21 protein-coding genes and 1 pseudogene are annotated in these 26,573 nt (G+C 53.2%); 8 read left to right on the forward strand and 14 right to left on the reverse strand.

Annotated elements, in window-relative coordinates:
- The 5 genes from ACLJRH_RS23950 to torC all read right to left on the reverse strand — a co-directional run.
- Window positions 1-152: ATP-binding cassette domain-containing protein (locus ACLJRH_RS23950; protein ID WP_128271277.1), on the reverse strand; the 152-nt coding region annotated here is incomplete at its 3' end.
- Between the two features lie 5 nt (window positions 153-157).
- The gene (locus ACLJRH_RS23955) at window positions 158-1,558 is read right to left on the reverse strand and encodes a cytochrome-c peroxidase (protein ID WP_000724469.1); all 1,401 of its coding nucleotides are present in this window, start codon (window positions 1,556-1,558) and stop codon (window positions 158-160) included.
- Between the two features lie 189 nt (window positions 1,559-1,747).
- Window positions 1,748-2,380, reverse strand: coding sequence for a molecular chaperone TorD (torD, locus tag ACLJRH_RS23960; RefSeq protein ID WP_000595421.1), 633 nt, complete (start codon window positions 2,378-2,380; stop codon window positions 1,748-1,750).
- The gene (gene torA / locus ACLJRH_RS23965) at window positions 2,373-4,925 is read right to left on the reverse strand and encodes a trimethylamine-N-oxide reductase TorA (protein ID WP_023136814.1); all 2,553 of its coding nucleotides are present in this window, start codon (window positions 4,923-4,925) and stop codon (window positions 2,373-2,375) included. Before torA ends, torD begins: the two co-directional genes overlap by 8 nt.
- A complete protein-coding gene (gene torC / locus ACLJRH_RS23970) occupies window positions 4,915-6,099 on the reverse strand; it encodes a pentaheme c-type cytochrome TorC (protein WP_001230254.1) in 1,185 nt (394 codons plus the stop codon). Before torC ends, torA begins: the two co-directional genes overlap by 11 nt.
- 129 nt (window positions 6,100-6,228) lie before the next feature.
- On the opposite strand from torC, the gene torR reads away from it, so the two are divergent.
- Window positions 6,229-6,921: a two-component system response regulator TorR gene (gene torR, locus ACLJRH_RS23975; RefSeq protein WP_023136815.1), complete on the forward strand. Its 693-nt coding sequence runs from the start codon at window positions 6,229-6,231 to the stop codon at window positions 6,919-6,921.
- On the opposite strand, the gene torT is transcribed toward torR, so the two are convergent.
- The gene (gene torT / locus ACLJRH_RS23980; RefSeq protein ID WP_023136816.1) at window positions 6,894-7,934 is read right to left on the reverse strand and encodes a TMAO reductase system periplasmic protein TorT; all 1,041 of its coding nucleotides are present in this window, start codon (window positions 7,932-7,934) and stop codon (window positions 6,894-6,896) included. The two genes, torR and torT, sit on opposite strands and share 28 nt — an antisense overlap.
- A gap of 79 nt (window positions 7,935-8,013) precedes the next feature.
- On the opposite strand from torT, the gene torS reads away from it, so the two are divergent.
- Complete coding sequence (torS, locus tag ACLJRH_RS23985) at window positions 8,014-10,749, forward strand: TMAO reductase system sensor histidine kinase/response regulator TorS (RefSeq protein ID WP_023136817.1); 2,736 nt, start codon at window positions 8,014-8,016, stop codon at window positions 10,747-10,749.
- A 104-nt stretch (window positions 10,750-10,853) separates the two neighbouring features.
- On the opposite strand, the gene ACLJRH_RS23990 is transcribed toward torS, so the two are convergent.
- The 4 genes from ACLJRH_RS23990 to yidA all read right to left on the reverse strand — a co-directional run bounded on the left by ACLJRH_RS23990 (window position 10,854) and on the right by yidA (window position 15,150).
- Entirely contained in the window at window positions 10,854-11,981 is a 1,128-nt protein-coding gene (locus ACLJRH_RS23990; protein WP_001258176.1) for a DUF4056 domain-containing protein, read from the reverse strand.
- Window positions 11,978-13,117 (reverse strand): BamA/TamA family outer membrane protein, encoded by a 1,140-nt coding sequence (locus ACLJRH_RS23995; protein WP_023136818.1) that lies wholly within the window; start codon window positions 13,115-13,117, stop codon window positions 11,978-11,980. The genes ACLJRH_RS23990 and ACLJRH_RS23995 overlap by 4 nt, the downstream gene beginning before the upstream one ends.
- Complete coding sequence (locus tag ACLJRH_RS24000; RefSeq protein ID WP_023136819.1) at window positions 13,114-14,136, reverse strand: hypothetical protein; 1,023 nt, start codon at window positions 14,134-14,136, stop codon at window positions 13,114-13,116. The genes ACLJRH_RS23995 and ACLJRH_RS24000 overlap by 4 nt, the downstream gene beginning before the upstream one ends.
- Window positions 14,137-14,337: 201 nt before the next feature.
- Complete coding sequence (gene yidA / locus ACLJRH_RS24005; protein WP_000985571.1) at window positions 14,338-15,150, reverse strand: sugar-phosphatase; 813 nt, start codon at window positions 15,148-15,150, stop codon at window positions 14,338-14,340.
- A gap of 304 nt (window positions 15,151-15,454) precedes the next feature.
- Here yidA and ACLJRH_RS24010 point away from each other — a divergent pair, with 304 nt between their 5' ends.
- The 3 genes and pseudogenes from ACLJRH_RS24010 (at window position 15,455) to ACLJRH_RS24020 (ending at window position 18,935) form a co-directional block, all read left to right on the forward strand.
- The gene (locus tag ACLJRH_RS24010) at window positions 15,455-16,717 is read left to right on the forward strand and encodes an MFS transporter (protein WP_000061262.1); all 1,263 of its coding nucleotides are present in this window, start codon (window positions 15,455-15,457) and stop codon (window positions 16,715-16,717) included.
- Between the two features lie 13 nt (window positions 16,718-16,730).
- On the forward strand, window positions 16,731-17,924 hold the full coding sequence (locus ACLJRH_RS24015) for a mandelate racemase/muconate lactonizing enzyme family protein (RefSeq protein WP_023136820.1): 1,194 nt from the start codon (window positions 16,731-16,733) through the stop codon (window positions 17,922-17,924).
- Window positions 17,925-18,038: 114 nt separating this feature from the next.
- A pseudogene (locus ACLJRH_RS24020) lies at window positions 18,039-18,935 on the forward strand (LysR family transcriptional regulator).
- 18 nt (window positions 18,936-18,953) lie between these two features.
- On the opposite strand, the gene gyrB reads toward ACLJRH_RS24020, so the two are convergent.
- The 4 genes from gyrB to dnaA form a co-directional block, all read right to left on the reverse strand.
- Window positions 18,954-21,368 (reverse strand): DNA topoisomerase (ATP-hydrolyzing) subunit B, encoded by a 2,415-nt coding sequence (gene gyrB, locus ACLJRH_RS24025; protein WP_000072047.1) that lies wholly within the window; start codon window positions 21,366-21,368, stop codon window positions 18,954-18,956.
- 28 nt (window positions 21,369-21,396) lie between these two features.
- The gene (gene recF / locus ACLJRH_RS24030; protein ID WP_000059373.1) at window positions 21,397-22,470 is read right to left on the reverse strand and encodes a DNA replication/repair protein RecF; all 1,074 of its coding nucleotides are present in this window, start codon (window positions 22,468-22,470) and stop codon (window positions 21,397-21,399) included.
- Between the two features lie 197 nt (window positions 22,471-22,667).
- Entirely contained in the window at window positions 22,668-23,768 is a 1,101-nt protein-coding gene (dnaN, locus tag ACLJRH_RS24035; RefSeq protein ID WP_000673474.1) for a DNA polymerase III subunit beta, read from the reverse strand.
- 4 nt (window positions 23,769-23,772) lie between these two features.
- On the reverse strand, window positions 23,773-25,173 hold the full coding sequence (gene dnaA, locus ACLJRH_RS24040) for a chromosomal replication initiator protein DnaA (RefSeq protein ID WP_000059093.1): 1,401 nt from the start codon (window positions 25,171-25,173) through the stop codon (window positions 23,773-23,775).
- Window positions 25,174-25,833: 660 nt separating this feature from the next.
- Here dnaA and rpmH point away from each other — a divergent pair.
- The 3 genes from rpmH to yidD are packed head-to-tail and all read left to right on the forward strand — an operon-like array spanning window position 25,834 to window position 26,571.
- On the forward strand, window positions 25,834-25,974 hold the full coding sequence (gene rpmH / locus ACLJRH_RS24045) for a 50S ribosomal protein L34 (RefSeq protein WP_000831330.1): 141 nt from the start codon (window positions 25,834-25,836) through the stop codon (window positions 25,972-25,974).
- Window positions 25,975-25,990: 16 nt separating this feature from the next.
- Window positions 25,991-26,350 carry a ribonuclease P protein component gene (rnpA, locus tag ACLJRH_RS24050; protein WP_000239725.1) on the forward strand — a complete coding sequence of 120 codons (360 nt, stop codon included), beginning with the start codon at window positions 25,991-25,993 and terminating at the stop codon, window positions 26,348-26,350.
- Window positions 26,314-26,571, forward strand: coding sequence for a membrane protein insertion efficiency factor YidD (gene yidD / locus ACLJRH_RS24055; RefSeq protein ID WP_001307474.1), 258 nt, complete (start codon window positions 26,314-26,316; stop codon window positions 26,569-26,571). Before rnpA ends, yidD begins: the two co-directional genes overlap by 37 nt.
- The last annotated feature ends 2 nt before the right edge of the window (window positions 26,572-26,573 follow it).

Below are 26,573 nucleotides of genomic sequence, written 5' to 3' on the forward strand. Positions count from 1 at the left end.
GCCAGCCCGGTCAGCAGGCGCAGCAGGGTGGTTTTTCCGGCGCCGTTGCCGCCGGTGACCTGCACCCACTCCCCGGCGTCCACGGTGAACGACAGCCCGCGAAACAGCGTCCTCTCGTCCCGCTCGCAGTACAGATCTCTGGCTTCAAGCATCATTGTCATTGCGCATATTCAGGTTGATATGGCGTATAAACACCGGTCAGGCTTTCCAGGAAGGCGACGATATCGTCAATATCGTTTTGCGGCAGATCGGTGCCAACCTGGTAACGCAGCATCAGTTTTACCGCGCCATCCAGCGTCGGTACGTCGCCCCGATGGAAATAAGGCGCCGTTAACGCGACGTTGCGTAAGCCCGGGACTTTTTGCCGTAATTTATCGCGAACCTCTTTGGTGACGTTCATACGACCAATATCCGCTGCGGTAATTTCGCCAAAATTAAAGTCTCGCTTTAATCCCAATGGTTCAAAAGAGCGCCCGCCTAAAATGATACCGCCGTGACAGGTTGCACATTTATTCTCTTTAAATAATTGATAACCGTGTTTCTGTTGCGCGGTCAGCGCATTTTCATCTCCACGTAGCCATTTATCAAAGGCGGAATCCGGCGTTATCAACGTTTTTTCGAATTCGGCGATCGCATCAGTAATATTTTCCCCGGTAAATCCTTGCGGATAAACCGCCTGGAAATCTTTTTTCAGGACAGGATCTTTATCAAGCTTGCTAATAATTTCATCCCAGGATTTAGAAGCCATTTCAATAGGATTTAACGGCGGTCCGCCTGCTTGCTCCTGCAGAGTTGCAGCACGACCATCCCAAAATTGTTCGATATTAAATACGGAGTTGAATACCGTCGGCGCATTTATTGGTCCTACCGCACCGCCAACGCCAATTGAGGTTTTTCTGCCATCGACACCGCCCGCATTTAACGCGTGACAATGCGCACAGGATATTGTGCTGTCGCCGGATAAACGTTCATCATGATAAAGACGGAAACCTAAGTCGACTTTTTTCGCATCGACGGGAATATTGCGCGGAATAGGCTGAACGGGTTCATTCCGGTGCGCGGCGTCGGTATCGGCGCTGGCATAGTTGCGTTCACGTTGATCGGCTATCCAGTTCAGGATGTCAGTACGCTCTTTATCGCTGACGCCCCCCGCCCAGTGCAGCGCGACATAGCGGGTTGGCGGCATAGTCTGATGTTGCATAACCCATTCAATTTTATTCAGTTCGCTTTGCGGCACCGGCGTATCCGCAATCAGGGCGGCCCGTACCGCCTCCAGGTTAAACGATTTGTAGCCGAGCTGGATATCGTAATCCATTAGCTGCTTTGCCACCGGAAAAGAGGAATAAAAAGGTAATTCAGCGGAAGGCGTATGACAATAATCACATCCTTTCTCCCTGAAATAACCCAGTATTTTATTATTTTCACCCACAACCGAGGCCTGCACATCGCTTTTTTTACTGCGCTGTTTGTCGTAATACCATACATACCCGGACAAACCTAAATAACATAACAGCCCAACGGTGATAACCGTTGTCGCATAGAGGGTAATTTTTTTCATATCACTATCCTTATGGGGTATTGCGGCATGATTAATTAAATTTTATTTTTTTACTCATGAGGCCCGTCAATACTAAATACAAACCCATCATGGATATTGATTGGTATCAATAATTACAATTGGCTAAACCTATAGATATGATAACCCCCGACTATCGTAATATTTATTTTGCGATGCCCGTCACAGGGTTTATTCAGCCGCAACAATGGATAAATCCTCTTTTCCGTCATCAAAACGAACGATAGCCAACAATAATTGACTTAACGCAGCATAAAAACCATAGGGATCATGCTTAAGGCAATTATTTGTAAATTCCGGAAGCCATTCCAGTAATGACGACAATGTTTTCTGGCGTAATTTATTCATTCTCCGTTGTTGGAACGATTCACCCAATGAAAAATGTAAATGGCTGAGTAATTCCAGATAAATCGCCAGGTGGTCGGTCGGCTCTTTAAAATCGTCGTTGACTTCCATCCCGGCTTCAAGCAATAAATGTTTAATCATGCCGGGTTCCTGCTGCGGGTATTGCGAGGCGTAGGGCAACGCCGATTTTTTATCCGTCATCAGGAACAATCCGCAAAAATCTGCGGCCAGCTCCAGCTGCGCATCCTGGCGCAGGCTAAGCGCGGCAATTTTTTGTTCGAGTAACGCCACCGACGCCGCCAGCGCAGGCTGACGCTTTAACAGCGCCAGCCAGTCCGCGATCTCCGCGGACTGTAATTGTATTAACCCTTCATCATCCACTTCCCGGAAAAAGAGTAACGCCAGCCATGCATATACGCAGGCGTACTGTTCCTGAGCAAGCGCTGGCTGCTTAATCATGCGGATTCCCCTGCGATGCGGGTACATATTCACACTGCGCGACCATCTCGACCGGACCGTTAAACGCCGTGACGTTATTAATAGGGCCGGTATATTTTTCAATTTCCACCAGCGTCGTATGCGCGCTGGTCGCCTGCGCGAGCTGTGATGTACCGATATCCAGCGTTAATACGTTAGGGTTGCCGTACTTACACAACGCATTGATGTCGCCGCCTTTATCAGGATCGTACCAGGCGCCTTCATGAATTCGCGCCACGCCCGGCGCATAGCGATCGGAAACTACCGCCCCCGCCAGTACCTGCCCGCGTGCATTGAATACCCGCACGATGTCACCGTTGCGGATCCCGCGCGCGCTGGCATCCTGTGGGTTAATAAAGACCGGCTCCTTGCCGCCAACGGCATATTGCTGACGCAGCGCTTCCGACTCGCACAGTTGGGAATGCAGACGGAAATCAGGGTGGACGGATTGTAAGTGCAGCGGCCAGCGCTGCGATCCCGGCCCGCCATGCGAGCGTTCGATTTTTTCGAACCACATGGGATGGCCCTGACAATCGTCGTATTGCATGTCGGCGATCGTTTTGGAGTAAATCTCGATCAAACCGCTTGGCGTGCCCAACGGCTCCAGGTCCGGATCTTCACGGAAAGCCTGATGGCGCACAAACATCTGCGGATGATCAAACTCGATGTACTCCTGTTGATTCCAGAACACCTCGAAAGTCGGTAAGTGGATACCGCGACCTTTTCCCTGCTGGCTCCCTTCCTGCCAGATGCGTTTCAGCCAGCCCATTTCATCGAGACCTTCCGTGAATGCCGCTTCACGGTTAAAGCGTCGGCAGAGATCGCGGAAAATATCAAAGTCGTTACGCGCTTCAAACTGCGGCGACACCACCTGTTTCATGGCGATAATGCCGCGGTTAGAGTGGTTGCCGAACTGATCGAGGTCGTTACGCTCAAATTGGGTGGTAGCCGGCAAAACGATATCCGCAAAACGGCAGGTCGACGTCCACTGGTTATCAATAGCGATGACCGTTTCCAGCTTGCGCCAGCCTTCAATTATGCGGTTAATTTGTTGGTGTCGGTGGAACGGGTTGGTCCCGGCGAACACGCACATCTTCAGCGGCGGTAATTTAACCGATTTGCCGTTCCAGTTAATGACCTTGCCCGGTTCAAGAATGGCATCCATAAAACGTGCAATAGGAATGGTGCTGCTGTAGCCTTTGTAATCCGTGCTGTCGTGTACTGGCGGAACGGTCGTCGAACCGGAAAAGCCGCTTAAAATGATCCCTTTACGGCCAGGCGTCCCGGCGCCGTTGTAGTGCCAGCCAAAACCAAAGCCGCCGCCCGGTAAACCAATCTGTCCCAGCATTGCCGCCAGCACGACGACCATCCATGACCACTGTTCGCCATGCTGCATACGTTGTACGCACCAGCCAGCGATGATTTGCGTTCTGTCGCCCGCCATCTGCCGCGCCAACGCGCGGATGGTGTCGGCGTCAATACCGCACAGTTTTTCCGCCCAGGCGGCATCTTTGGGCTGTCCATCTTTTTCGCCCAGCAAATAGGGGAGGAACTGGTCAAAACCGACGCAGTAGTTATCGAGGAAATTTTTATCGTACAGTTTCTCGCTGTACAGCGTATGTGCCAGCGCCAGTTGTAACGGGACATCCGTCTGCGGGTTAATGGCGATATGTTTGACCTTATCGCGCCCCAGATAATCGTGCGTGGAGGTGACGACCGGGTCGATGCTGATGACCGAGATAGCGCCGCTGGCAACCTTCTCTTTTAATTGTTCATAGTACTGATAGACATCGTGATCCGGGCACCACCAGTTTGCCTGCTGGTTTTTCACCATATCAGAACCCCATAGCACAATCGTTTTACTGTTCTGTAAAACCAGAGGCCATGACGTTTGCTGCTCGTACACTTCCATTGAACCCACCACGCGCGGCAGAATCACCTGCGCCGCGCCGGTCGAATAGTCCCCTCCCGTGCTGACGCTATTGCCATGTAGCGCAATCGCGCGCGCCAGCATCCCGGAGGCGTTATGGAACATGCCGGTAGATTGCCAGCCGCTCGCCGTCAGTAGCGCGCTCGGCCCGTAGGTTTTTTGCACCCGCTCCAGTTCCTGATAGAACAGATCCAGCGCTTCATCCCAGGAGACGCGCACAAAACGATTATCGCCGCGCTGCGAGGTGTCGCTTTGATGACCTTTGCGCATCCAGTCGACGCGCACCATCGGATAGCGAATACGCGCCGCGTTGTGGACGTGATCGGGCAGACCAGCGATCATTTTGGACGGGTATTTATCCTGTTCAAACGGTTTTGCCGCCACAAATCGACCGTCAACCACCGTGGCGCGAATAGCCCCCCAGTGAGAACCGGTAAGGATACCCTCTTTCGTCGCGGCGCCTGGCGCAGCGGCATCCGCCGCGCGGGCGCTACGGGGCGTCAGCAGTGACGGCCCCAGCATTCCTGCCACCGTCAAACCGCCAAGCTGCGCCAGAAAACGTCGACGAGAGACGTGTAGCGTGTCCTTATTTTTCATTGTGTTCTCCCTTATCGCTGTGCGGCGTGTTGGTGGTATCAGACGCATTCATCTGGAGATATTTCAACAAGGTACGTTCTTCACGCTTATCCAGACTGGTGAAACCGATCATACCGTTGAGCGTGCCGATCCAGCCGTTAGCGTCAAAGTGCGCTTTGTCCGGCGCGCCGTGACACTGATTACAGGTGCCGTTATAGAGGGAGTCGGCATAGGCCCAAATCGGTTTAATGTCATTTACCATGTCGCCTTTTTGCATCCACGCGGTTGCCTGTAATTTGCTCCACTGAGTATTGGTCGCCGCGACGGTGGTCTCTTCCAGCGTTTTCACATGCTGTTGCACATCGCCGCGAATCGAGGCGACAAAAATACGTTTACCGGGCAACTGCGTCAGCACGCGCTGGCGACCGTCCGTCTCCGTCCAGCCTTCGATTTGCACTTGCAGCCAGTCACCGTCCCGTTTAAGGACTTTCACTTCAGAAGCAGGTAACAGCGAACCTGCCGGTTCTTTATCGCCTTTAGCGGCGTAAATCGGCTTGATATCCAGCGAATAGAGCGTATCGCCGTCATTATGCGTGCTGGCGCTGGCGCGCAGTTCATCAAACTGTTTACGGAAACCGCTGCTCATATCCGGTAGCTGGTGGGCAATCCCTTTATGGCAGTCGATGCAGGACTGATTTTCTTTCGCGGCGATTTTCATTTGCCGCGCCGCTTCCGGGTTCTGTTTCGCGTGATCCATCGCATCGTAGTTATGGCAGGAACGACAGGTCGCGGAGTTATTCTCTTTCATGCGCGCCCATTCACGCTCGGCAAGCTCGGCACGTTTGGCTTCAAATTTTTCCGGGGTATCAATCGAGTGGGCGATAAATGTCTGGTAAAGATCGTTGCTGGCTTCCAGCTTACGTTTCACCATGCCTGGAATATCAGGGGGGATATGGCAATCGTGGCATTCCGCGCGTACGCCGGAAGCATTCTGGAAATGTACGGACTGTTTATATTCCTGATACACCGGCTGCATACTATGGCAGCTGACGCAAAACTCTGTCGTACTGGTCAGTTTGATACCGACGTGAGGTAACACGATCAGCGCAACGCCGATCACAATCCCGACAATGACCAGCGCCAGTATCGACCAACGGGCGCTTGGCCTGAGTAGCGCTCTCCAGAGTTTTCGCATAATAGCCCCTGTAATTATATGGTTTAATGCGCAGATCTTATTCCGCAAATATGAACAGCGTCACTGGTCAGGATGAACGGGATACGGCAATATATGAACAGATATGAACAGAAAGAGACCGCGCGCAGGATGTCACATCACATTGTTATTGTTGAGGATGAACCTGTTACTCAGGCCAGATTACAGGCCTATTTTGAGCAGGAGGGATATCGCGTTTCGGTGACCGACAGCGGCGCGGGCCTGCGCGACATTATGGAGCATGAGCACGTTTCGCTGATCCTGCTGGATATCAACCTCCCCGATGAAAACGGGTTGATGCTGACCAGGGCGCTACGCGAACGTTCCACGGTGGGCATTATTCTGGTGACGGGGCGTTGCGACCAAATCGACCGCATCGTCGGGCTGGAGATGGGCGCGGACGACTACGTCACCAAGCCGCTGGAACTGCGCGAGCTGGTAGTGCGGGTGAAAAATCTTTTGTGGCGCATCGATCTGGCCCGCCCCTCGCCGCAAAATGCCAGTGAAAACTGCTATATGTTTTCCGGTTACTGCCTGAACGTGATGAATCATACGCTGGAGCACAATGGTGAAGCCATTAAGCTTACGCGCGCGGAGTACGAGCTACTGCTGGCCTTTGTGACCAACCCAGGCAAAGTGCTGCATCGCGAACGCCTGCTGCGAATGCTTTCCGCCCGCCGCGTAGAGACTCCGGATCTCCGCACGATTGATGTCCTGGTTCGCCGCTTACGCCATAAAATTACGCCGGAGCTGCTGGTCACACAGCATGGCGAAGGCTACTTTTTAGCCTCGGAGGTGTATTGATACAGATAGACGGGCCGAAATCCCGGAGGCGATAGCGAACGGCGAACGCGCGCGCTGTCGGCGTTGTTATGCGTCAAAATAAGCACCGGCGGGCTGATATTTTCAGGCACCGGTTGCCCCTGTAAGACCTTAATCGACTGCGTTATCGCTAATTCTCCCTGCCAGGCCATCTGATCGCTGAGCGCCATCAGGATATGGCCGCGTTTTAAACCGCGATAAACCTGATGCGTCAGATAAAATGAGACGATCGTGAGCGGAGTCGTCAAATTTCGCCCTTCGCCCATCGCCGCCTCCGCCGCTATCGCCGACCCGGCGACCACATTGGCGTCCGGATGACGCTCCAGCATTTCCTGGAGTAAGTTTCGCTGCACTTCAATGTCGTTATCGCCCCAGGCGATATCCACAATGTTGATGGCGCTGCCTTTAATTGCCTGACGAAAACCCGCCACCATCTCCTGACTGCCGCCAGCTTCTTCCGGCCCCGGGAAGAGTAAAACGTTAAGCGCTTTTCCTTTGTTCCACTGCACCAGGAAACGTCCCGGCAGATACCCCATCTGAAACCACGGCAGACCAACGCGGGTTGCGACGCTGGCATCGTGAATCATGTTCACCAGTTCAATAACCGGCACATTACCGGCATACCGTTCCAGTTCCGGGAAACAATCGGTACTGCTGCCAAGCAGAATAGCGTCGGCGCCCCACTCCCGGCACTGCATCATTTGCTGTTGTTGCGTCGCCAGTTGCCGATAGCCATTCGCTTCCAGCACTTTTAAATCAACGCCATACAATTTGGCCGCTTTTTGCATCCCGTAGTTGACGGACAACCAGTAAGAATCTTTCAGGCTGGGGTATAATGCGCACAGTTTCCAGGGTTTACTCGCATTGACTGACGTTTGCCGCCAGGGAATCGCCCGATCGGCGCGCGTCCAGTGTAGCAGCCCGGTTTCGGCTAACGCCGTTTCTACATTCGAGACGATGATTATCAAAAAAAAGAACGAAATAAGCGCACGCATGATAGCCCCACCAGCAACAAGGTTTTATCCTAATGGTTTTTCCGGCGGCAACTCAACCCATTTCACCCGCGGCGCATAAATGTCAACGCCTTCACTGACCCGCAGATTATGGCTGGCCTTCGCCCTGATGGCGGCACTCACCCTGCTCAGCACCGTGATCGGCTGGATAAGCCTGCGCGTCATTAGTCAGGTGGAACAAACCAATACGCAAGCGCTGCTTCCTACGATGAATATGGCCAGGCAGTTAAGCGAAGCCAGCGCTTACGAGCTCTTTTCCGCGCAAAATCTGACCAATGCCGACAGTGAGGGCGTTTGGCTGGCGCAGGGGAAGATGCTGAAAGCGCAAAGCCTTAAAATTAACCATCTTTTGCAGGCATTAAGCGAGCAGGGATTTAATACCTCGGCCATCGCCCGGCAAGAAAAAGAGATTGCGCAAACGCTTGGGCAGCAGGGAACGCTGGTCGGTGAAATTCTCACGCTGCGCGCACAGCAACAGCAGTTAAGCCGCCAGATTGCGGAGGCGGCGGAAAGCATTGCCGCCCAGGCTCACGGTCAGGCCAATAATGCCGCGACATCTGCGGGCGCCACCCAGGCCGGTATTTACGATCTTATCGAAAGCGGTAAAGGGGACCAGGCTGAACGCGCGCTTGACCGACTAATTGATATCGACCTTGAGTATGTGAATCAGATGAATGAGTTGCGGGTCAATGCCCTGCGGTTTAAGCAGCTCATTGTGACCTTAAAAGACGCGCAAGGGCTGAGCGATGCCGAGGACACCGATGAAAAACTTAATCAGTTGGTTAAAATTTTATCCCGCCGCCAGCAGCGTATAGAAGATCCTACCGTTCGCGCCCAAATCGCCGACGCGCTGGAGAAAATAAACCAGTACACCACACTAGTTACCCTGTTTCGTAAGGAAAATGCCATCCGCGACCAGCTTCAAACGCTTATGGCCAATAACCTCTTTCAGTTTACCCGCTTCAGTACGGAAGTGTCGCAGTTGGTGAACGCCATCGAAAAACGAAACGAGGCTGGGTTAGCGCGCCTTACACACGCCAGTCAGCGTGGGCAAATAGGGTTAGTGATCTTAGGTATCCTGGCGCTGTGCTCATTAAGTTTTATCCTTTGGCGAGTGGTTTACCGTTCCGTATCCCGCCCGCTGGCGCAACAAACGCAGGCCTTACAGCGGCTACTGGAGGGCGATATTGACTCACCGTTTCCGGAGGCGGCTGGCGTCAGCGAACTGGATACCATCAGCCGTCTGATGGAAGCGTTTCGCGCCAACGTGCGCAAATTAAACCGCCATCGTGAGGATTTGGCGGAACAGGTGCGATCGCAAACGGCGGAGCTTCATGCGCTGGTGCTGGAACACCGGCAGGCGCGCGCCGAAGCGGAAAAGGCCAACGAGGCGAAATCGACGTTCCTTGCCGCCATGAGCCATGAAATTCGCACGCCGCTTTACGGCATTCTCGGTACGGTACAATTGCTGGCCGATAAACCGCTCATGGCAAACTACCACGACGATTTACAGGCCATTAATGATTCAGGCGAATCGCTACTGGCGATTCTTAACGATATTCTTGATTACTCGGCGATTGAAGTAGGCGGCACCAACGTTTCTATTAGCGAGGAACCGTTTGAACCGCGACAATTGTTGAATAGCGCGCTGCATTTAATGCACAGCCGCGTGCAGGTTGCGCTCATCGCCGACTTTAGCGAGCAACTCCCCTCCACGCTACAAGGCGATCCGCGCCGGATACGTCAAATTGTGATTAATCTTTTAAGTAATGCGGCGAAATTTACCGATCGCGGCAGCATAGTGCTGCGCACGTTTTGCGACGATCAGAGCTGGTTTATTGAGGTTGAAGATACCGGATGCGGTATTCCTGAAGCGAAGCTGACGGCTATTTTCAAACCGTTTGTGCAGGCGACAGGACGCCGGGGCGGGACGGGCCTGGGGCTGGCTATCAGCGCCAGCCTGGCAGAGGCGATGGGCGGGACGCTAACCGTCACCAGTACGCTTCATGTTGGCAGTTGTTTTCGCTTACAACTGCCGGTTCGCCACCCCAAACCCGCAAGCAAAAATGCGTTCAGGGAACCGATAAATCTTAACGGACTACGCCTGTTGCTGATTGAAGATAATATGCTGACGCAGCGTATTACCGCTGAAATGCTCACGGGTAAAGGGGTGAAGGTCTCAGTAGCTGAAAGCGCGAATGACGCGCTACGCTCTTTAGCTGAAGGCGAGTCCTTTGATGTGGCGCTGGTGGATTTTGATTTACCGGATTATGACGGCTTAACCCTGGCGCAGCAGTTGATGAGTCAGTATCCCGCCATGAAACGCATTGGTTTTAGCGCGCATGTGATAGACGATAATCTTCGTCAGCGTACCGCCGGTCTTTTCTGCGGGATTATTCAAAAGCCCGTTCCCCGCGAGGAGCTTTACCGCATGATAGCGCACTATTTACAGGGCAAATCTCACAATGCGCGGGCGATGCTGAATGAACATCAGCTTGCCGGCGATATGGCGTCTGTCGGCCCGGAAAAGCTCCGGCAATGGGTCGCGTTATTCAAAGACAGCGCGCTGCCTTTAGTCGAGGAGATCGAGGCGGCGCGCGCCATGAATGACGACGTTAACATTAAGCGGCTGGCGCATAAATTAAAAAGCGGCTGCGCCAGCCTGGGGATGACGCAGGCAACCGAAGCCTGTCGGGAGCTGGAATTGCAACCGCTTAGCGATATAGATATTAAAACTATCGTGACGCAGGGAGTGACGGCGCTCGACGCATGGATAGCCGGTCATCCTTCGCCATAATAGCTTCCGGCTCGCCAAACGACGCGTTTCACATCGCCAGTTATCAGGACATAAAACAGTACGCCGAGGGTATAAGAGGGAAATAGCCTACGGCTACTGCCTGTTTAATGATTCTGTGTTTTTTCGTCCTGTAGCCGTGCCTGCTCCGCCAGGGCGGCAAAATCTTTTTCGCTGTAATAGTGCGCGGGAGGCGGTAGCTGCGCCATATCCTCGCTGGGCCACAATTGTAGTTGCGCCAGCGTGCTAAGCTGGATACCGCGCCAGCAATGGGGCAAGCTCAGCGGCAATAGCGGCATTATCTCGCCAGGAATGGCGGTCGGCAGGCGGTCATCGCCCATCTGATAATTACGATGCAGCACCAGATATTTTTCCGGTACCCGCCGCTGGCTGTTCCACCAACGGCCATCAAGCATATCAAACTGAAAACGGGTGATCTGCGCCGGCTGCGCTGCCAGCTGCGTCAGCGCTTGCCGCAGCGCGGTTTCCATCGCCGTGTTGTACATCTCTTGCGTTTTCGTCTGGCCGCCGACAATTAAAGACGCCGCCAGACGGGCACCCGCGAGGTTAGAATAGAGATCTTCCGGCGAAAAGGCCGATACTCCCTCAGAAAATCCGCGAACAGACTCGAAACCGTACCATTGGGCGATTTCGTGCCACTCCGCCACCTGGAACGCCAGATGCGCCGACAGCCAGGCGGCCAGCGTGTAACGCTCGCGTGCATCGACCGGAGGGGTAAAAGCAGTAAAAACCAGACGCCGTTCGGCCAGCTCCTCGCCCAGATTCAGCGTAAAAGCCTGCCCCAGCTTTGGTAGTAGTTGGCTGAAGATATACACTGTCATATCAGCGGTATCCCGCACATGTGCGGTGTCGATGAATCCGCCACGCAAGGTATACACAATACCGTTATTCTCACCGCTAAGGCCAATCAGGTTTGCCACGCCCGAGTACAGATGGTCGTTGTACTGATGATGCCCCAGCGAGTCCACCGTCACGACGTTATTTAACTGATAGAACGGAACCGGCAGTCCCAGCAGCTCGGCATGCAGGTCGTAACCAAAAGCACAACACGGCCGCAACCCCTTTGGCAGCGGCTGCGGCGGCATCGTCGGCCAGGCTTCACTGGCAGCAGGCGTTGGGTGAGTGGACAGATAGAGCGTCAGTGGTAAGGCGGCGCGGGCGCTCCCCGCCAGAAACAGCAGCGCCAGAAAGATAACCCGAACGACGGACCTCAAAATGCTTCTCCTACCTGAAAATAAAAACCGCTGCTAGCTTTGCCCACGCCGTAATCCAGCCGCACGTTGACGCGCGGCTTGAACTCAAAGCGATAGCCCACGCCCGCAGAAGGCAGCCATCGCCCGTCATCCAGATGGTGCAAAGACGATCCCATGGTGCCCGCGCCCACCCAACCGACAACGCCATGCCGCCAGCTCAGCTTATGGCGATATTCCAGCTGACCGCTGATAGCATTTTTATCGCGATAGCGCCCTTCATAATAGCCGCGCATACGATGGTTACTGCCCAGCAGCGGCAGCATATTCCACGGCACGTCGCCTTGGGTAAAGGCGCCGTCAGCTTCCCAGGCCAGCACGTCTTTATCATTGACGGCATGGTAACGACTATAGTGCAGTTGGTATTCATCAAACCGCGTATCGCTACCGACGTCCGGTGCGAAGTGGGTATAGCGAAGGGTGGCATACTGCCCTTTGCGTGGGTTAGGTATAAAATCACGATCATCCCAGCTAATCTCAACGCTACCGCCGTTACTCAGTGAAGAACAGCCCTGCGCTGTACTTTGAATTTTGGGCGGATCGGTCTCATCAATTTGCGCGGCGTGCTGTACATCCAGCGTCCAGCCAACGCCAAGATAGATATTGTTAACAAGCCGACGATACAGCATGGGTTGCAGATCCAGCACCTGCGCAGTATAGGCCTGCTTATGGCTGTCTTTATCACCAGCGGCAAAACCCTGTCCCCAATAGTAAGTGGGCGTGTCGCTCAATGCGCCAGTGAGGAAGAAACGCCAGCGATCTTGCGCGAAAAAAGCGTAATTTTGCAGGCTTACGCCAAAAGCGCCTGTGGAGCTGAAATAGCTGCTCAGCGACAGCGTGGATACCTGGCTAACCTTATCGGCAGGATCGGGGCGATACATACCGACGATAGCGGTGCCGATGCCCAGCCCCAGTTCAGGGGTATAAAATGGCCCGGGCATTACTCCCCAGTTGACGCCTTTGGCGGCATCGTAAGTATCGCTATCCCCCATTTGTTGTAGCCAGCCGTCCACCTGACTGCGGCTGGGCAGCGACGCCTGCGCCACGCCGGACAGCACACCGGCGACGCAAAGCAACAGTCGGTAATGGCAGCGATTCAAAAGCGGTACTCACCGGCCACAAAGAAGCTATTGCGCTCGGCAAAGCCAAACTCGGTGGTAACGTTGAAATGGCGGGTTATTTCATACTGAGCGCCCAGCAGCATGTTCCACGGTGATTGTAGATGCTGTTTGACGTCAAAGCGGCCGTTATTGTTATAGTTAGCCATACTCACCAGCCTTTGTAGCGTCGCTGACGGCATGGTCAGGTCGTCGAGGCTGCCTTTAAACTCCTGCTGCACATCCTGATACATGCTGCCGACCCAGACGTTTAGCTTGCCCGACGGCAGATGCATCTTATCTATACCCGGGGTGGTAAAACGGTAACCAACGCGAGGTGAGACGGTAAAGGCGTCGATGCTGCCATCAAGAATATCGAACTGTGTCTGGGTGTAGTTAGCATCAACAGCGGTAAACCAGTTACCTACGCCGCCGACCAGCGTGGTGCCGATGCCATAGGTAGTGCCTTTAAAGTCGAGTTTAAATTTGAGGTTTTGCAGATCGGCGGGATGAAAAACGTGGCCATTTTTCGTCATCAACCCAACACCAATTTGCGAAACGGAATGACCATCGGTATAGCCCACCAGGCCGTACACATTCATAAATGGCAGCAGCCAGGCATCCAGCTTGACCGTTTCGGTCTTGCTCTTTTCACGGGTATGACCGACGTTAATTTTAAATGCGTTATCTAATGGAATTCCCCCGTTGGGACCTAAAGCCAGGCCATTAAAGTTGATGCTATCAACGTTAATATTCTGCCCAATATTCATGTAGTTAATATTGAGGCCAAATGGCTCGGGAAGCTCATAGCCACGCTTTCGGGCGTCATCACCCAGAAAAGGCAACACTGATGTACTGGCAGGCTTTGCCACCGGCGTTGTCGCGACTGGCGGTGTGGCAGCAGATGGGACGTCATCCTGATAGCTATAAACAGGCGACAGGTTCGCCGGGGGGCTGGTAGCCGCCCAGGTAGAAAAAGCCATAGCGGGCAGCGCCAACAGCAAAAGGGAGCGTTTTTTCATAATGATGAAGCGTTTATTCTGGCGAGAAGCGCCGCCGGATCGAAAGGAGGAGGGAGAATATAGTAATCGTCGCCTGGTGGGCGGGATTTCTGTGCGAATTAATCTTTTGAAATAAAAAACTATTTTCTACAACGTCTTTGTTGCAACACATTAGCTTCATGGGTGGAACTATCGGCCCGACGGCGATCGGGCCGGAGTGAATCAGGACAGAACATGTTGTTCAATCGCCCAGGCAACACCATCTTCAAGGTTCGATTTAGTCACAAAGTTAGCCACCTCTTTGACCGACGGAATGGCGTTGTCCATTGCCACGCCCATACCGGCGTATTCGATCATCGCAATGTCGTTTTCCTGATCGCCAATCGCCATCACCTCCTCTGGCTTAATACCCAGCGCCTCGGCCAGTGATTTTACGCCGGTGCCTTTATTAACCCGTTTATCGAGGATTTCAAGGAAGTACGGCGCACTTTTCAGCACGGTATACTTTTCCTTCACCTCTGCCGGTATACGCGCAATCGCCCGGTCGAGAACGGCAGGCTCATCGATCATCATAACTTTCAGGAACTGGGTGTTCGGGTCCATCTTCTCCGCTTCACAAAATACCAGCGGAATGGTCGCCACATACGACTCATGCACCGTGTAGTAGCTGATATCGCGGTTAGCGGTATAAAGCGTATTTCGGTCTAATGCGTGGAAGTGAGAACCCACCTCACGGGACAGTTTTTCCAGGTAACGGTAGTCATCATAGCTGAGCGCCGTTTGCGCAACCGTACTGCCGTCCCCTGCTTTCTGCACCAGCGCCCCGTTATAGGTGATGCAATAATCGCCGGGCTGTTCCATGTGAAGTTCTTTCAGGTAACTGTGCACACCCGCATACGGACGGCCTGTGGTCAGCACCACATTTACCCCTTTTTCACGCGCAGCGGCAATCGCGTTTTTAACCGCCGGAGAAATGGTGTGATCGGGCAGCAGAAGGGTGCCATCCATGTCGATAGCAATGAGTTTAATAGCCATGAAATCCCCGCATTAAATGAGTCCTGACTCATGCTAACGCGATTCCGCTCAAAAAACAGTAAAGAATCCGAGAGAAAGGGGGATAAGATTCACAAACGGGATTCCCCTTTTCAGGCCGTATTCTCCCTCCTGATGTATTAGATAACCTCATTAATCAAACAGAAAATACCGTTTTTCTAAAAGAATGTGTATTGCTACTTTGGACATCATCACTTAGAGCCTAATGGGATTGGTTCTTAATCAGTAAAAATCAACAAAAACTTATATTTTAAAATAACCTTATCCGATGAGAAGGAGATCGCTAATGTCGATGGCCCTTACCGCCCCCCCAACCAGGAAAAGATTTTTAATCGTTGCCTGTCTGTTTATTGGAATATTTATTGCTTATCTCGATCGCGTTAATGTTTCGGTATTAGCCGCGAATGAACCCTTCTTAGCCTATATGGGTATTGAAGGTATGCCATTGCAAATCGGCATGATGATGACCGTCTTTCTGGCCGCTTATGGTATCGCTAACGTTGTATTATCACCGCTTGGCGATTATCTCGGCCCCAGAAAAGCAATGATGCTTTGTATTCTGATCTGGACTATCGCTTTAATGGTTGGCGGCGTAGCAACATCATTCGCTCTAATTATTATTTGCCGTATATTACTGGGCATCGGAGAGGGATTTTATTATCCACTGCAAAGCGTATTTATTAAAAACTGGTTCCCGAAGCAGGAGCGCGGCAGAGCAAACGCGGCGTGGATCGTCGGCCAGTCGGTGGCACCCGCCATTGCGATGCCTTTTTTCACCTGGTGGATAGGCACCCACGGCTGGCGTTCCAACTTCTTTTTATGCGCCGCTCTCGGGTTAATCCCACTCTGGCTACTCTGGCGATATGTTGCTGATAAACCAGAACAACATAAAAGTATCAGCGAACAGGAACTGGCTTATATCAAAGCCGGACAGGAAACGGAAAGCGCAGGCAACAGCGAAAGTTTTATGTTGCGGGTCAAACCGGTGATCACCAACTATTGCTACTGGTTGCTGGTGCTGTGGTACCTGTGCCTGCAATGCCTGTACTGGGGGATGATTACCTGGCTGCCGACCTATCTTAAATCAGCCAGAGGATTTAGCTGGGCGGAAATGGGCTGGCTGGCGTCGCTTCCCTTTGTCCTGTCAATATTTTCTAAAGCCGCTGCGGGGATCTTCGTCGATAAAATAGGACGCAGCGCCCCCATATTAATGGTATTAATGTTTTTCGCTGGCGTCAGTATCTATTTCGGTACCATAACCGAACATAAATATATGTCAGCGGTACTCCTCTCCTTTGCTGTTGCTTTCTGTACGATGGGTACGCCCGTTGCCTGGACGTTATTACAGGGAATGATACCCGGAAAATCTATTTCCGCCGCCAGCGGCGTAATGAACGGCGTCGCCAATGGACTCTCTTCATTATCTCCCGTATTTATCGGCTTATTTATTTCTATCACTGGAACTTATACCGGCGGCTTACTATGCCTGGTTTTTATCAGCGCTATCGCCGTGGTATCGGCATTAATCTTAACGATTAAAAAATATTAATTACGAGGAGTAAATGATGAAAATTACCAGCGTTGATATTATTGATGTGGCGAACGATTTTGCGTCCGCCACCAGCAAATGGCGTCCGGTGGTGGTAAAAATTAATACCGACGAGGGCATTACCGGTTTTGGCGAAGTCGGGCTGGCTTACGGCGTCGGTGCCTCCGCGGGCATCGGCATGGCGAAAGATTTAGCCGCCATTATCATCGGCATGGACCCGATGAATAACGAAGCTATCTGGGAAAAGATGCTCAAAAAAACCTTCTGGGGGCAGGGCGGCGGCGGCATCTTTTCCGCTGCGATGAGCGGTATTGATATCGCGCTGTGGGATATCAAAGGTAAAGCGTGGGGCGTACCGCTGTATAAGATGCTCGGTGGTAAAAGCCGCGAGAAAATCAGAACCTATGCCAGCCAGCTACAGTTTGGCTGGGGGGACGGCAGCGATAAAGATATGCTGACCGAGCCGGAACAGTATGCGCAGGCGGCACTGACCGCCGTCAGCGAAGGCTATGACGCGATAAAAGTGGATACCGTCGCAATGGATCGCCACGGCAACTGGAACCAGCAAAACCTCAACGGGCCGCTCACCGACAAAATCCTGCGCCTGGGCTACGACCGTATGGCCGCCATTCGTGATGCGGTCGGCCCGGACGTGGATATCATCGCCGAAATGCATGCCTTTACGGATACTACATCGGCAATTCAGTTTGGCCGCATGATAGAAGAACTGGGTATTTTCTACTACGAAGAGCCGGTCATGCCGTTAAACCCCGGACAAATGAAACAAGTGGCTGATAAAGTTAATATTCCGCTGGCGGCTGGCGAACGTATTTACTGGCGCTGGGGATACCGTCCTTTCCTGGAAAACGGCAGCCTGAGCGTGATCCAGCCTGATATCTGCACCTGCGGCGGCATCACCGAAGTGAAGAAAATCTGCGATATGGCGCACGTTTACGACAAAACGGTGCAAATCCACGTTTGCGGCGGGCCGATTTCCACGGCGGTGGCGCTGCATATGGAAACCGCAATCCCTAACTTCGTCATCCACGAACTGCACCGGTATGCGCTGCTGGAGCCGAATACACAGACCTGTAAATACAACTACCTGCCGAAGAACGGCATGTACGAAGTCCCGGAGCTTCCCGGCATCGGCCAGGAACTGACCGAAGAAACCATGAAAAAATCACCAACCATCACCGTAAAATAAGCCAACTGTCTGCCTGCGCCGCAGGCAGACACCCTGTATTTGCGAGTCGTATCAACGCGACCTTATCCAAACTGAGATAAAATCCTCTCAGTAAAGGGGTAACACAGGTGGCAAATGAATTTAACTATCCGGCAATTTCGCGCGTTTCTGGCCGTCGCGGATTTGCGTAGTTTTACCGCCGCCAGCAAATATCTGTGCATCACGCAGGGCGCCGTTAGCGGTTTAATCAACGAAATGGAAAGCCAGATGGAGGTTTCCCTTTTCGACCGCACTTCGCGCGTGGTGAAGCTATCGCCCGACGGCGAAAAGTTTTTACCCGCCGCTATGCGGGTGGTTGAAGAGTTTCAACGGGCCGAAAATTATGCCCGCGACCTGAAAGAGATCAAAAAATCCCTGGTGCGGGTTGTTGGCGCGCCGCTGATCGCCTGTGCTTTTCTGCCGCAAATCATCCATGCCTTTAAGCGGCAGCATCCGCATACCCACGTACAGCTTATTGATAAGCCCATGTCGCAATTACAAAAAAGCATTATGTTGGGAGAAGCCGATTTTGGTATCGGCCCGGAGCGGCCGCTGGAACCGGAAATCGACAAACAAACGCTGTTCACAACGGAAATCGCCCTGTACTGCCATCCGGACTATCGGCTGCATAAAAAAACGGTTCGCTGGGAAGAGATTCAAAGCGAAGAGCTGATTGCCGTCGGCAACGAATCCATTCCGATGATCTCCGCGACCGCTGGCGTGCGCATTAAGCCCAAAATGACGGTGGAGCATATGGCGACCGCCATGTCGCTGGCGGCGCAGTGTGAAGGCGTGGTGATCGCCGGAACCTTTTCCCGCCATTACGCCAAAAGCTACCAATTAGCGACCTGTTCGCTCACGCCGCCGCTGCGGCGCAATATGAACCTTTATTTTCATGCGTAGCGCGCACAAACGCCCGCCACGCAGCGCTTTAGAGATTTTTTATTCAGCTATGTCGATGAACATCATGATGCCCCGGCCAACCAGCGGTAGGCCGGGGATTAAGGTAGGTTAAATATCGATATTCGCCGCTTTCAGGGCGTTCTCTTCGATAAAGGCACGACGCGGCTCAACGGCATCACCCATCAGCGTGGTGAACAGCTGGTCGGCAGCAATCGCATCTTTGACGGTCACACGCAGCATACGGCGGCTTTCCGGGTCCATGGTGGTTTCCCACAGCTGATCCGGGTTCATTTCACCCAGACCTTTATAACGCTGGATAGCCAGACCGCGACGTGATTCTTTCACCAGCCACTCCAGCGCCTGCTCGAAGCTGGTTACCGGCTGGCGACGCTCGCCGCGTTCAATAAACGCATCCTCTTCAATCAGACCGCGCAGCTTCTCGCCCAGCGTGCAGATACGACGATATTCCGCGCCGGTCACAAACTCGTGATCCAACGGATAGTCGGTATCCACGCCATGCGTACGCACGCGAACGATCGGCTCGAACAGATTCTGTTCCGTATTAGTATGAACATCGAACTTCCACTGGCTGCCGTGCTGCTCTTTCTCGTTCAGCTCGGTAATCAGCGCATTCACCCAGCGCGTTACAGTCTGCTCATCAGAAAGATCGGCTTCGGTCAGAGTTGGCTGATACACCAGCTCTTTGAGCAGCGCTTTCGGGAAGCGACGCTCCATACGACCAATCATTTTCTGCGTGGCGTTATATTCAGAGACCAGTTTTTCTAACGCTTCGCCGGATAGCGCCGGCGCATGAGCGTTCGCGTGCAGAGTCGCACCGTCAAGCGCGATGGAAATCTGGTACTGATCCATCGCTTCGTCGTCTTTAATGTACTGTTCCTGCTTGCCTTTCTTCACTTTGTACAGCGGCGGCTGCGCAATGTAGACGTGGCCGCGTTCAACGATTTCCGGCATCTGACGATAGAAGAAGGTCAACAGCAGCGTACGGATGTGCGAGCCGTCGACGTCCGCATCGGTCATGATGATGATGCTGTGATAGCGCAGCTTGTCCGGGTTGTACTCGTCACGACCGATACCGCAGCCCAGCGCGGTAATCAGCGTCGCCACTTCCTGAGAGGAGAGCATCTTGTCGAAGCGCGCTTTCTCGACGTTAAGGATTTTACCCTTCAGCGGCAGAATCGCCTGGTTCTTGCGGTTACGCCCCTGCTTCGCAGAGCCGCCCGCGGAGTCCCCTTCCACCAGGTACAGTTCGGACAGCGCCGGGTCGCGTTCCTGGCAGTCCGCCAGTTTGCCCGGCAGACCGGCTAAATCGAGCGCGCCTTTACGACGGGTCATTTCACGGGCGCGACGCGCCGCTTCACGCGCACGCGCGGCATCGATAATTTTGCCGACGACAATTTTCGCGTCAGATGGGTTTTCCAGCAGGTATTCGCTCAGCAATTCGTTCATCTGCTGTTCTACCGCCGATTTCACCTCGGAAGAGACCAGCTTATCTTTGGTCTGTGAGGAGAATTTCGGGTCCGGCACTTTTACGGAAACCACCGCAATCAGACCTTCACGGGCATCATCGCCGGTGGCGCTGACTTTAGCTTTTTTGCTGTAGCCTTCTTTGTCCATGTAGGCGTTCAGCGTGCGGGTCATCGCCGCACGGAAGCCTGCCAGGTGAGTACCGCCGTCGCGCTGCGGAATGTTGTTGGTAAAGCAGTAGATATTTTCCTGGAAACCATCGTTCCACTGCAGCGCTACTTCCACGCCGATACCGTCTTTTTCGGTGGAGAAGTAGAAGATATTCGGGTGGATCGGCGTTTTATTCTTGTTCAGATATTCAACAAACGCCTTGATGCCGCCTTCGTAGTGGAAATGATCTTCTTTGCCATCGCGCTTGTCGCGCAGGCGGATGGAGACGCCTGAGTTCAGGAATGACAGTTCACGCAGGCGTTTCGCCAGGATCTCATATTCAAATTCAGTGACGTTGGTGAAGGTTTCGTGGCTCGGCCAGAAACGTACCATCGTGCCGGTTTTATCGGTATCGCCAGTGACGGCCAGGGGTGCCTGCGGCACGCCGTGCTCGTAGATCTGACGGTGAATTTTGCCATCTCGCTGGATAACCAGTTCCAGTTTTTGCGACAGAGCGTTGACTACCGAGACGCCCACGCCGTGCAGACCGCCGGAGACTTTATAGGAGTTATCGTCAAATTTACCGCCCGCGTGCAGAACGGTCATGATCACTTCCGCCGCCGAGACGCCTTCTTCCGGGTGAATCCCGGTCGGAATGCCACGGCCATCATCCGTTACGGACACGGAGTTATCGGCGTGAATAGTCACGACGATATCTTTACAGTGACCTGCGAGCGCTTCGTCGATAGCGTTATCTACCACCTCGAATACCATGTGGTGCAGACCGGTGCCGTCATCCGTGTCGCCGATATACATACCCGGGCGCTTACGCACCGCATCCAGCCCTTTCAGGACTTTGATACTGGAGGAGTCATAAGAATTCGACATCAACGTTTCTCGCTCATTTAATCTTGGGTTAATCCGTTATTTTACCCTTTTCCACGGTAAACATCTTCGAATTTTCATCCGACATGTCTATAACGTGTTCAGCGCTAATTGCGCTGACAAAGACCTGCGATTGCGTGGCTTTTAAGCGGCTGGCCAGCAGTCCGCGACGCGCATCGTCAAGTTCAGAGGCAAAATCATCTATCAGGTACAGGCAGCGCCGCCCGCTTTCGCGGGTGAGGAACTCGCCCTGCGCCAGACGTAAGGCGCACATCAATAACTTTAGCTGCCCGCGCGACAGGGTATCTTCCACCGGCGCGCCGTCAGCGCGAATGCGAAAGTCCGCTTTATGCGGCCCGTGCGCGGTGTAGGTCAACATACGGTCACGCTCAAAGCTTCGCTCCAGCACGTCCGCATAGTCTGTCTCTTTCTCCCAGCCGCGCTGGAAAGAGAACGTCAGGGAAAATTCAGGTAAAAACTGCTGACAGGTATCCGCCATGTCCTGTGCGATAGCGCTACTGTACTCCGCCCGCCAGGTACTAATTTGTTCCGCCAGCGGAATCAGCTCCTTATCCCACGGGCGCAATTGCTCATAACGACTCACCTGGCGCAGCGCAGCATTACGCTGTTTCAGCAATCGTTTCAGGTTGCTCCAGGCGGTGAAGAATCCGGCTTCGTTGTGAAAGCATCCCCAGTCAAGGAACGCTCTTCTGTATTTGGGGCCGCCGTTGAGTAAAGTAAACCCCTCCGGCGTAATCAACTGCATCGGCATTAAATGCGCCAGCTCCGCGATCTTGTGACCGTCGGTACCATCGATACGGACTTTGCTGTCGCCCTGCTTATCTTTAGTTAAGCCAATCGACGTCTCACGCTCTTCGCCCTGTAATCGCCCGTGGAGAACAAACGCTTCCTGCTCATGACGAATCACGCGGCCAGGCTGCAAACTGCGAAACGCCCGACCGTGGCCAAGCGTATAGATAGCTTCCAGCACGCTGGTTTTGCCGCTGCCGTTGGCGCCAACCAGGAAGTTAAAGCCGGGGGATAAAGCGAGATCCGCATTTTCTATGTTGCGGAAGTCTTTGATTAGCAGTCTGGATAGCGACATATCAACTCATAACCAGGGCGTTATCGGCGCAGTTAGTCTGGTTACGGCCAGCGCACAGCAACCGGAGCGTACTGGAGTACGTGAGGATTGCTCGCTGCGCTCGCCCTTCGGGCCGTCCATAAGACGTCCAAAATACTTCGTATTTTGTGCGAGCACTGCCCGGAGCCAGAATAACAAGTAAGATAGCCCGATATTCTTTACAAGCGCATTGGCATAACAACATAGGCAGCCGACTGTGACGCCGCATCCTCAATCTGTACGCTGGATACGGAATCCGTCAGCATAATGCGCACGGTTTCGCACTTCAGCGCATTGAGCACGTCCAGCACGTAACTGACGTTAAAGCCGATTTCCATCTCCGTCCCGCCGTAGCTCACGTCCAGAATCTCTTCCGCTTCTTCCTGCTCCGGGTTATTGGCGGTGATTTTGAGCTGATTCTCACTGACGTACAGACGCACGCCGCGGAATTTCTCATTCGAGAGGATTGCCGCGCGGGCAAACGCCTGCTTGAGGATATCGCAGCCCGCTTCCAGATGTTTATCCGGATTCTTCGGCAGAACGCGACGGTAATCCGGGAAGCGACCATCCACCAGCTTCGAGGTAAAGATAAAGTCGCCGACGTGCGCGCGGATATTATTACTGCCAATCTGCACGCGCAGCGGGTTTTCGCCGCCGTCGAGCATACGCATCAGTTCAATCACGCCTTTACGCGGCACAATCACCGAGTGGCTGGGTAAAGACGCTTCCAGCGGCATTGAGCACACCGCCAGACGGTGGCCGTCGGTCGCGACAGTGCGCAGTTCGCTACCTTCCGTTTCAAACAGCATACCGTTTAAGTAGTAGCGCACATCCTGATGGGCCATCGAAAACTGGGTCGCTTCAATCAGGCGCTTCATCGTGGCCTGCGGCAGCGTAAATTCAACTTCGCTTTGCCAGTCGTCAAGATTCGGGAAATCGGCGGCAGGCAGTGTAGACAGCGAGAAGCGGCTACGGCCAGAACGCACCAGCATCCGATCGCCTTCCAACTGAACGGCAATCTCCGCGCCCTCCGGCAGGCCGCGGCAGATATCAAAGAATTTCCGCGCCGGCACGGTAGTGGCGCCTGGCTCATGCGGCTGAGAAAGCGTAACGCGCGCGACCATCTCCATTTCAAGATCGGTGCCGGTCAGAGAAAGCGTACCGTCCGCTACCTGGAGGAGCAGGTTACCGAGAATCGGCAGCGTAGGACGACCGCCCAGCGGGCCGCTGACCTGCTGAAGCGGTTTTAATAAATGTTCACGTTCAACGGTAAATTTCATAGGATCACGACGATAGTGTTCTGATTAAATTCGAAAAATCTTCTTTGATATCGTGGCTTTCTTCACGCAGTTGCTCAATTTTACGACAGGCATGAAGTACGGTAGTGTGGTCGCGCCCGCCAAACGCATCGCCGATTTCCGGCAGACTGTGGTTGGTGAGCTCTTTTGCCAGCGCCATAGCCATCTGGCGCGGACGTGCTACCGAGCGAGATCGACGCTTAGAAAGCAGATCCGCAATTTTGATTTTGTAATACTCCGCCACCGTCTTCTGAATATTGTCGATGGTGACCAGTTTTTCCTGCAACGCCAGTAAATCGCGCAGCGCTTCGCGCACAAAGTCGATAGTAATCGCCCGGCCGGTAAAGTTGGCATTGGCGATTACCCGGTTCAGCGCGCCTTCCAGTTCACGTACGTTAGAGCGTAGACGCTTGGCGATAAAGAACGCTACCTCGCCTGGCAGACGAATATCATTTTCGTCCGCTTTTTTCATCAGGATCGCCACGCGGGTTTCCAGTTCTGGCGGTTCGATCGCCACTGTTAGCCCCCAACCAAAGCGGGACTTGAGACGATCCTCAACGCCGTTGATCTCTTTCGGATAGCGATCCGACGTCAAAATGATCTGCTGATTGCCTTCCAGCAGAGCGTTAAAGGTATGGAAAAACTCTTCCTGGGATCGTTCTTTATTGGCGAAGAATTGAATATCGTCGATCAGCAATGCGTCAACGGAGCGGTAGTAGCGTTTAAACTCTTCGATGGCGTTATTTTGCAGGGCTTTTACCATGTCCTGCACAAAGCGCTCGGAGTGCATATACACGACTTTCGCATTGGGTTTGCGCGCCATAATGCCGTTACCCACCGCGTGCAGCAGGTGAGTTTTACCCAGACCGGTGCCGCCATAGAGGAATAACGGGTTATAGGCGCCGCCAGGATTATCCGCCACCTGACGTGCCGCCGCGCGCGCCAGTTGGTTGGATTTACCTTCGACGAAGTTATCAAATGTATGTTTAACATTGACGTTGGAGCGGTAGGTCGGCTCCGCCGGCGCTGGTACGTTGTCCCAGCCCGAACGGGCCGCAGGCGCTACGCGCTGCGGCTGCGCCGTCGTTGTCTGCGCAGGCGCGACAACGTTATGCACAGGCGTTTTTAGCGTTTGCGTAACGGGCTTTGTTCCCACTTCAAAACGCAGTTGTGGGGCATCCGCGCCGCAGAATGTGTTGAGTAATCCATTGATATTGTTGAGGTACTTATCTCTTACCCAATCGAGCACAAAACGGTTTGGCGCATACAAAGCCAGCGTGTTATCGCTCAGTTCCGCCTGCAACGGGCGTATCCACATACTGAATTCTGTGGCTGGTAACTCATCCTGCAATCGGGCAAGACACTGCTGCCAAAGCGAAAGTGACACGGCGGACTCCACTCGAACAAAAGTCGATAAATGACAAAGGCTGATACATTAATGATTGTTGGCGCACGTCGATAAGACCCTGCATGAAGGGTGACGCACGAACCGCTGTCTGCGGTTTTCACGGATCTTTCAAACGATCGCGACTTCACGCAGTCTGAAAGATTTCGTGTTCATGCCTGACCAGGATCGTTTGAAACGATCAGGACCGCGGATCATAGCCTAAACTGAGCAAGAGATCTTCTGTTTCTCACAGATTCTTCCCGATTTATCCACAGGACTTTCCAGGAAAAGATAAGTGTAATCGATCCTGGGGAACTCCTGTACGCTTTCGCGCGCATATTGAAAAAATTAATAGGTAAAGGTGAGCAGACGCCTAAAAGATCGCATAAAGATCCAGGGCGATCCTTGCGCTTTACCTGGCAGTCCGTATAATTCTCCACCCGTCGCGCAATGCCCGTCATATGGCGTCAACGCTGCTTATTTTCCGCACAAAAAGGCGTGGAAAATCGCGGGAAAATAAGGAAAGAGAATTGACTCCGGAGTGTACAATTATTACAATCCGGCCTCTTTAATCACCCACACTGTGGCGTAAGTCGTTCAAAGTTTGTTCGGGTATACGCAAAAGTCAGTGAATTTATTCAAGTTTAGGTAGAAATCGCCATGAAACGCACTTTTCAACCGTCTGTACTGAAGCGCAACCGTTCTCACGGCTTCCGTGCTCGTATGGCTACTAAAAATGGTCGTCAGGTTCTGGCACGTCGTCGTGCTAAAGGCCGCGCTCGTCTGACCGTTTCCAAGTAATAAAGCTAACCCCTGAGTGGTTAAGCTCGCATTTCCCAGGGAGTTACGTTTGTTAACTCCCGCTCATTTCACATTCGTCTTCCAGCAACCTCAACGGGCTGGCACGCCGCAAATCACCATCCTCGGCCGCCTGAATTCGCTGGGGCATCCCCGTATCGGTCTTACCGTCGCCAAGAAAAACGTTCGACGTGCGCATGAACGCAACCGGATTAAACGTCTGACGCGTGAAAGCTTCCGTCTGCGCCAGCATGAACTTCCTGCAATGGATTTCGTGGTGGTGGCGAAAAAAGGGGTTGCCGACCTCGATAACCGTGCTCTCTCGGAAGCGTTGGAAAAATTATGGCGCCGCCACTGTCGCCTGGCTCGCGGGTCCTGATAGCCCTTATTCGGGTCTATCAACGCCTGATCAGTCCGCTGCTTGGGCCGCATTGTCGTTTCACGCCAACGTGCTCAAGCTACGGAATTGAGGCATTGCGCAGGTTTGGAGTGATAAAAGGCAGTTGGTTGACGGTGAAACGCGTATTAAAATGCCACCCTTTACACCCTGGTGGTGACGATCCCGTCCCGCCCGGACCATTTGATACCAGAGAACACTAACG

Source organism: Salmonella sp. SAL04162 (assembly GCF_046551535.1).
In the GTDB taxonomy this organism is placed as follows: Bacteria; Pseudomonadota; Gammaproteobacteria; order Enterobacterales; family Enterobacteriaceae; genus Salmonella; species Salmonella enterica.

Bases quoted from the DNA above. Each gene is read 5' to 3' on its own strand.
- ACLJRH_RS23955 (WP_000724469.1), bottom strand. From the start codon at position 1,558: ATGAAAAAAATTACCCTCTATGCGACAACGGTTATCACCGTTGGGCTG.
- torD (WP_000595421.1), bottom strand. From the start codon at position 2,380: ATGATTAAGCAGCCAGCGCTTGCTCAGGAACAGTACGCCTGCGTATAT.
- torA (WP_023136814.1), bottom strand. From the start codon at position 4,925: ATGAAAAATAAGGACACGCTACACGTCTCTCGTCGACGTTTTCTGGCG.
- torC (WP_001230254.1), bottom strand. From the start codon at position 6,099: ATGCGAAAACTCTGGAGAGCGCTACTCAGGCCAAGCGCCCGTTGGTCG.
- torR (WP_023136815.1), top strand. From the start codon at position 6,229: ATGTCACATCACATTGTTATTGTTGAGGATGAACCTGTTACTCAGGCC.
- torT (WP_023136816.1), bottom strand. From the start codon at position 7,934: ATGCGTGCGCTTATTTCGTTCTTTTTTTTGATAATCATCGTCTCGAAT.
- torS (WP_023136817.1), top strand. From the start codon at position 8,014: ATGTCAACGCCTTCACTGACCCGCAGATTATGGCTGGCCTTCGCCCTG.
- ACLJRH_RS24000 (WP_023136819.1), bottom strand. From the start codon at position 14,136: ATGAAAAAACGCTCCCTTTTGCTGTTGGCGCTGCCCGCTATGGCTTTT.
- yidA (WP_000985571.1), bottom strand. From the start codon at position 15,150: ATGGCTATTAAACTCATTGCTATCGACATGGATGGCACCCTTCTGCTG.
- ACLJRH_RS24010 (WP_000061262.1), top strand. From the start codon at position 15,455: ATGTCGATGGCCCTTACCGCCCCCCCAACCAGGAAAAGATTTTTAATC.
- ACLJRH_RS24015 (WP_023136820.1), top strand. From the start codon at position 16,731: ATGATGAAAATTACCAGCGTTGATATTATTGATGTGGCGAACGATTTT.
- gyrB (WP_000072047.1), bottom strand. From the start codon at position 21,368: ATGTCGAATTCTTATGACTCCTCCAGTATCAAAGTCCTGAAAGGGCTG.
- recF (WP_000059373.1), bottom strand. From the start codon at position 22,470: ATGTCGCTATCCAGACTGCTAATCAAAGACTTCCGCAACATAGAAAAT.
- dnaN (WP_000673474.1), bottom strand. From the start codon at position 23,768: ATGAAATTTACCGTTGAACGTGAACATTTATTAAAACCGCTTCAGCAG.
- rpmH (WP_000831330.1), top strand. From the start codon at position 25,834: ATGAAACGCACTTTTCAACCGTCTGTACTGAAGCGCAACCGTTCTCAC.
- yidD (WP_001307474.1), top strand. From the start codon at position 26,314: ATGGCGCCGCCACTGTCGCCTGGCTCGCGGGTCCTGATAGCCCTTATT.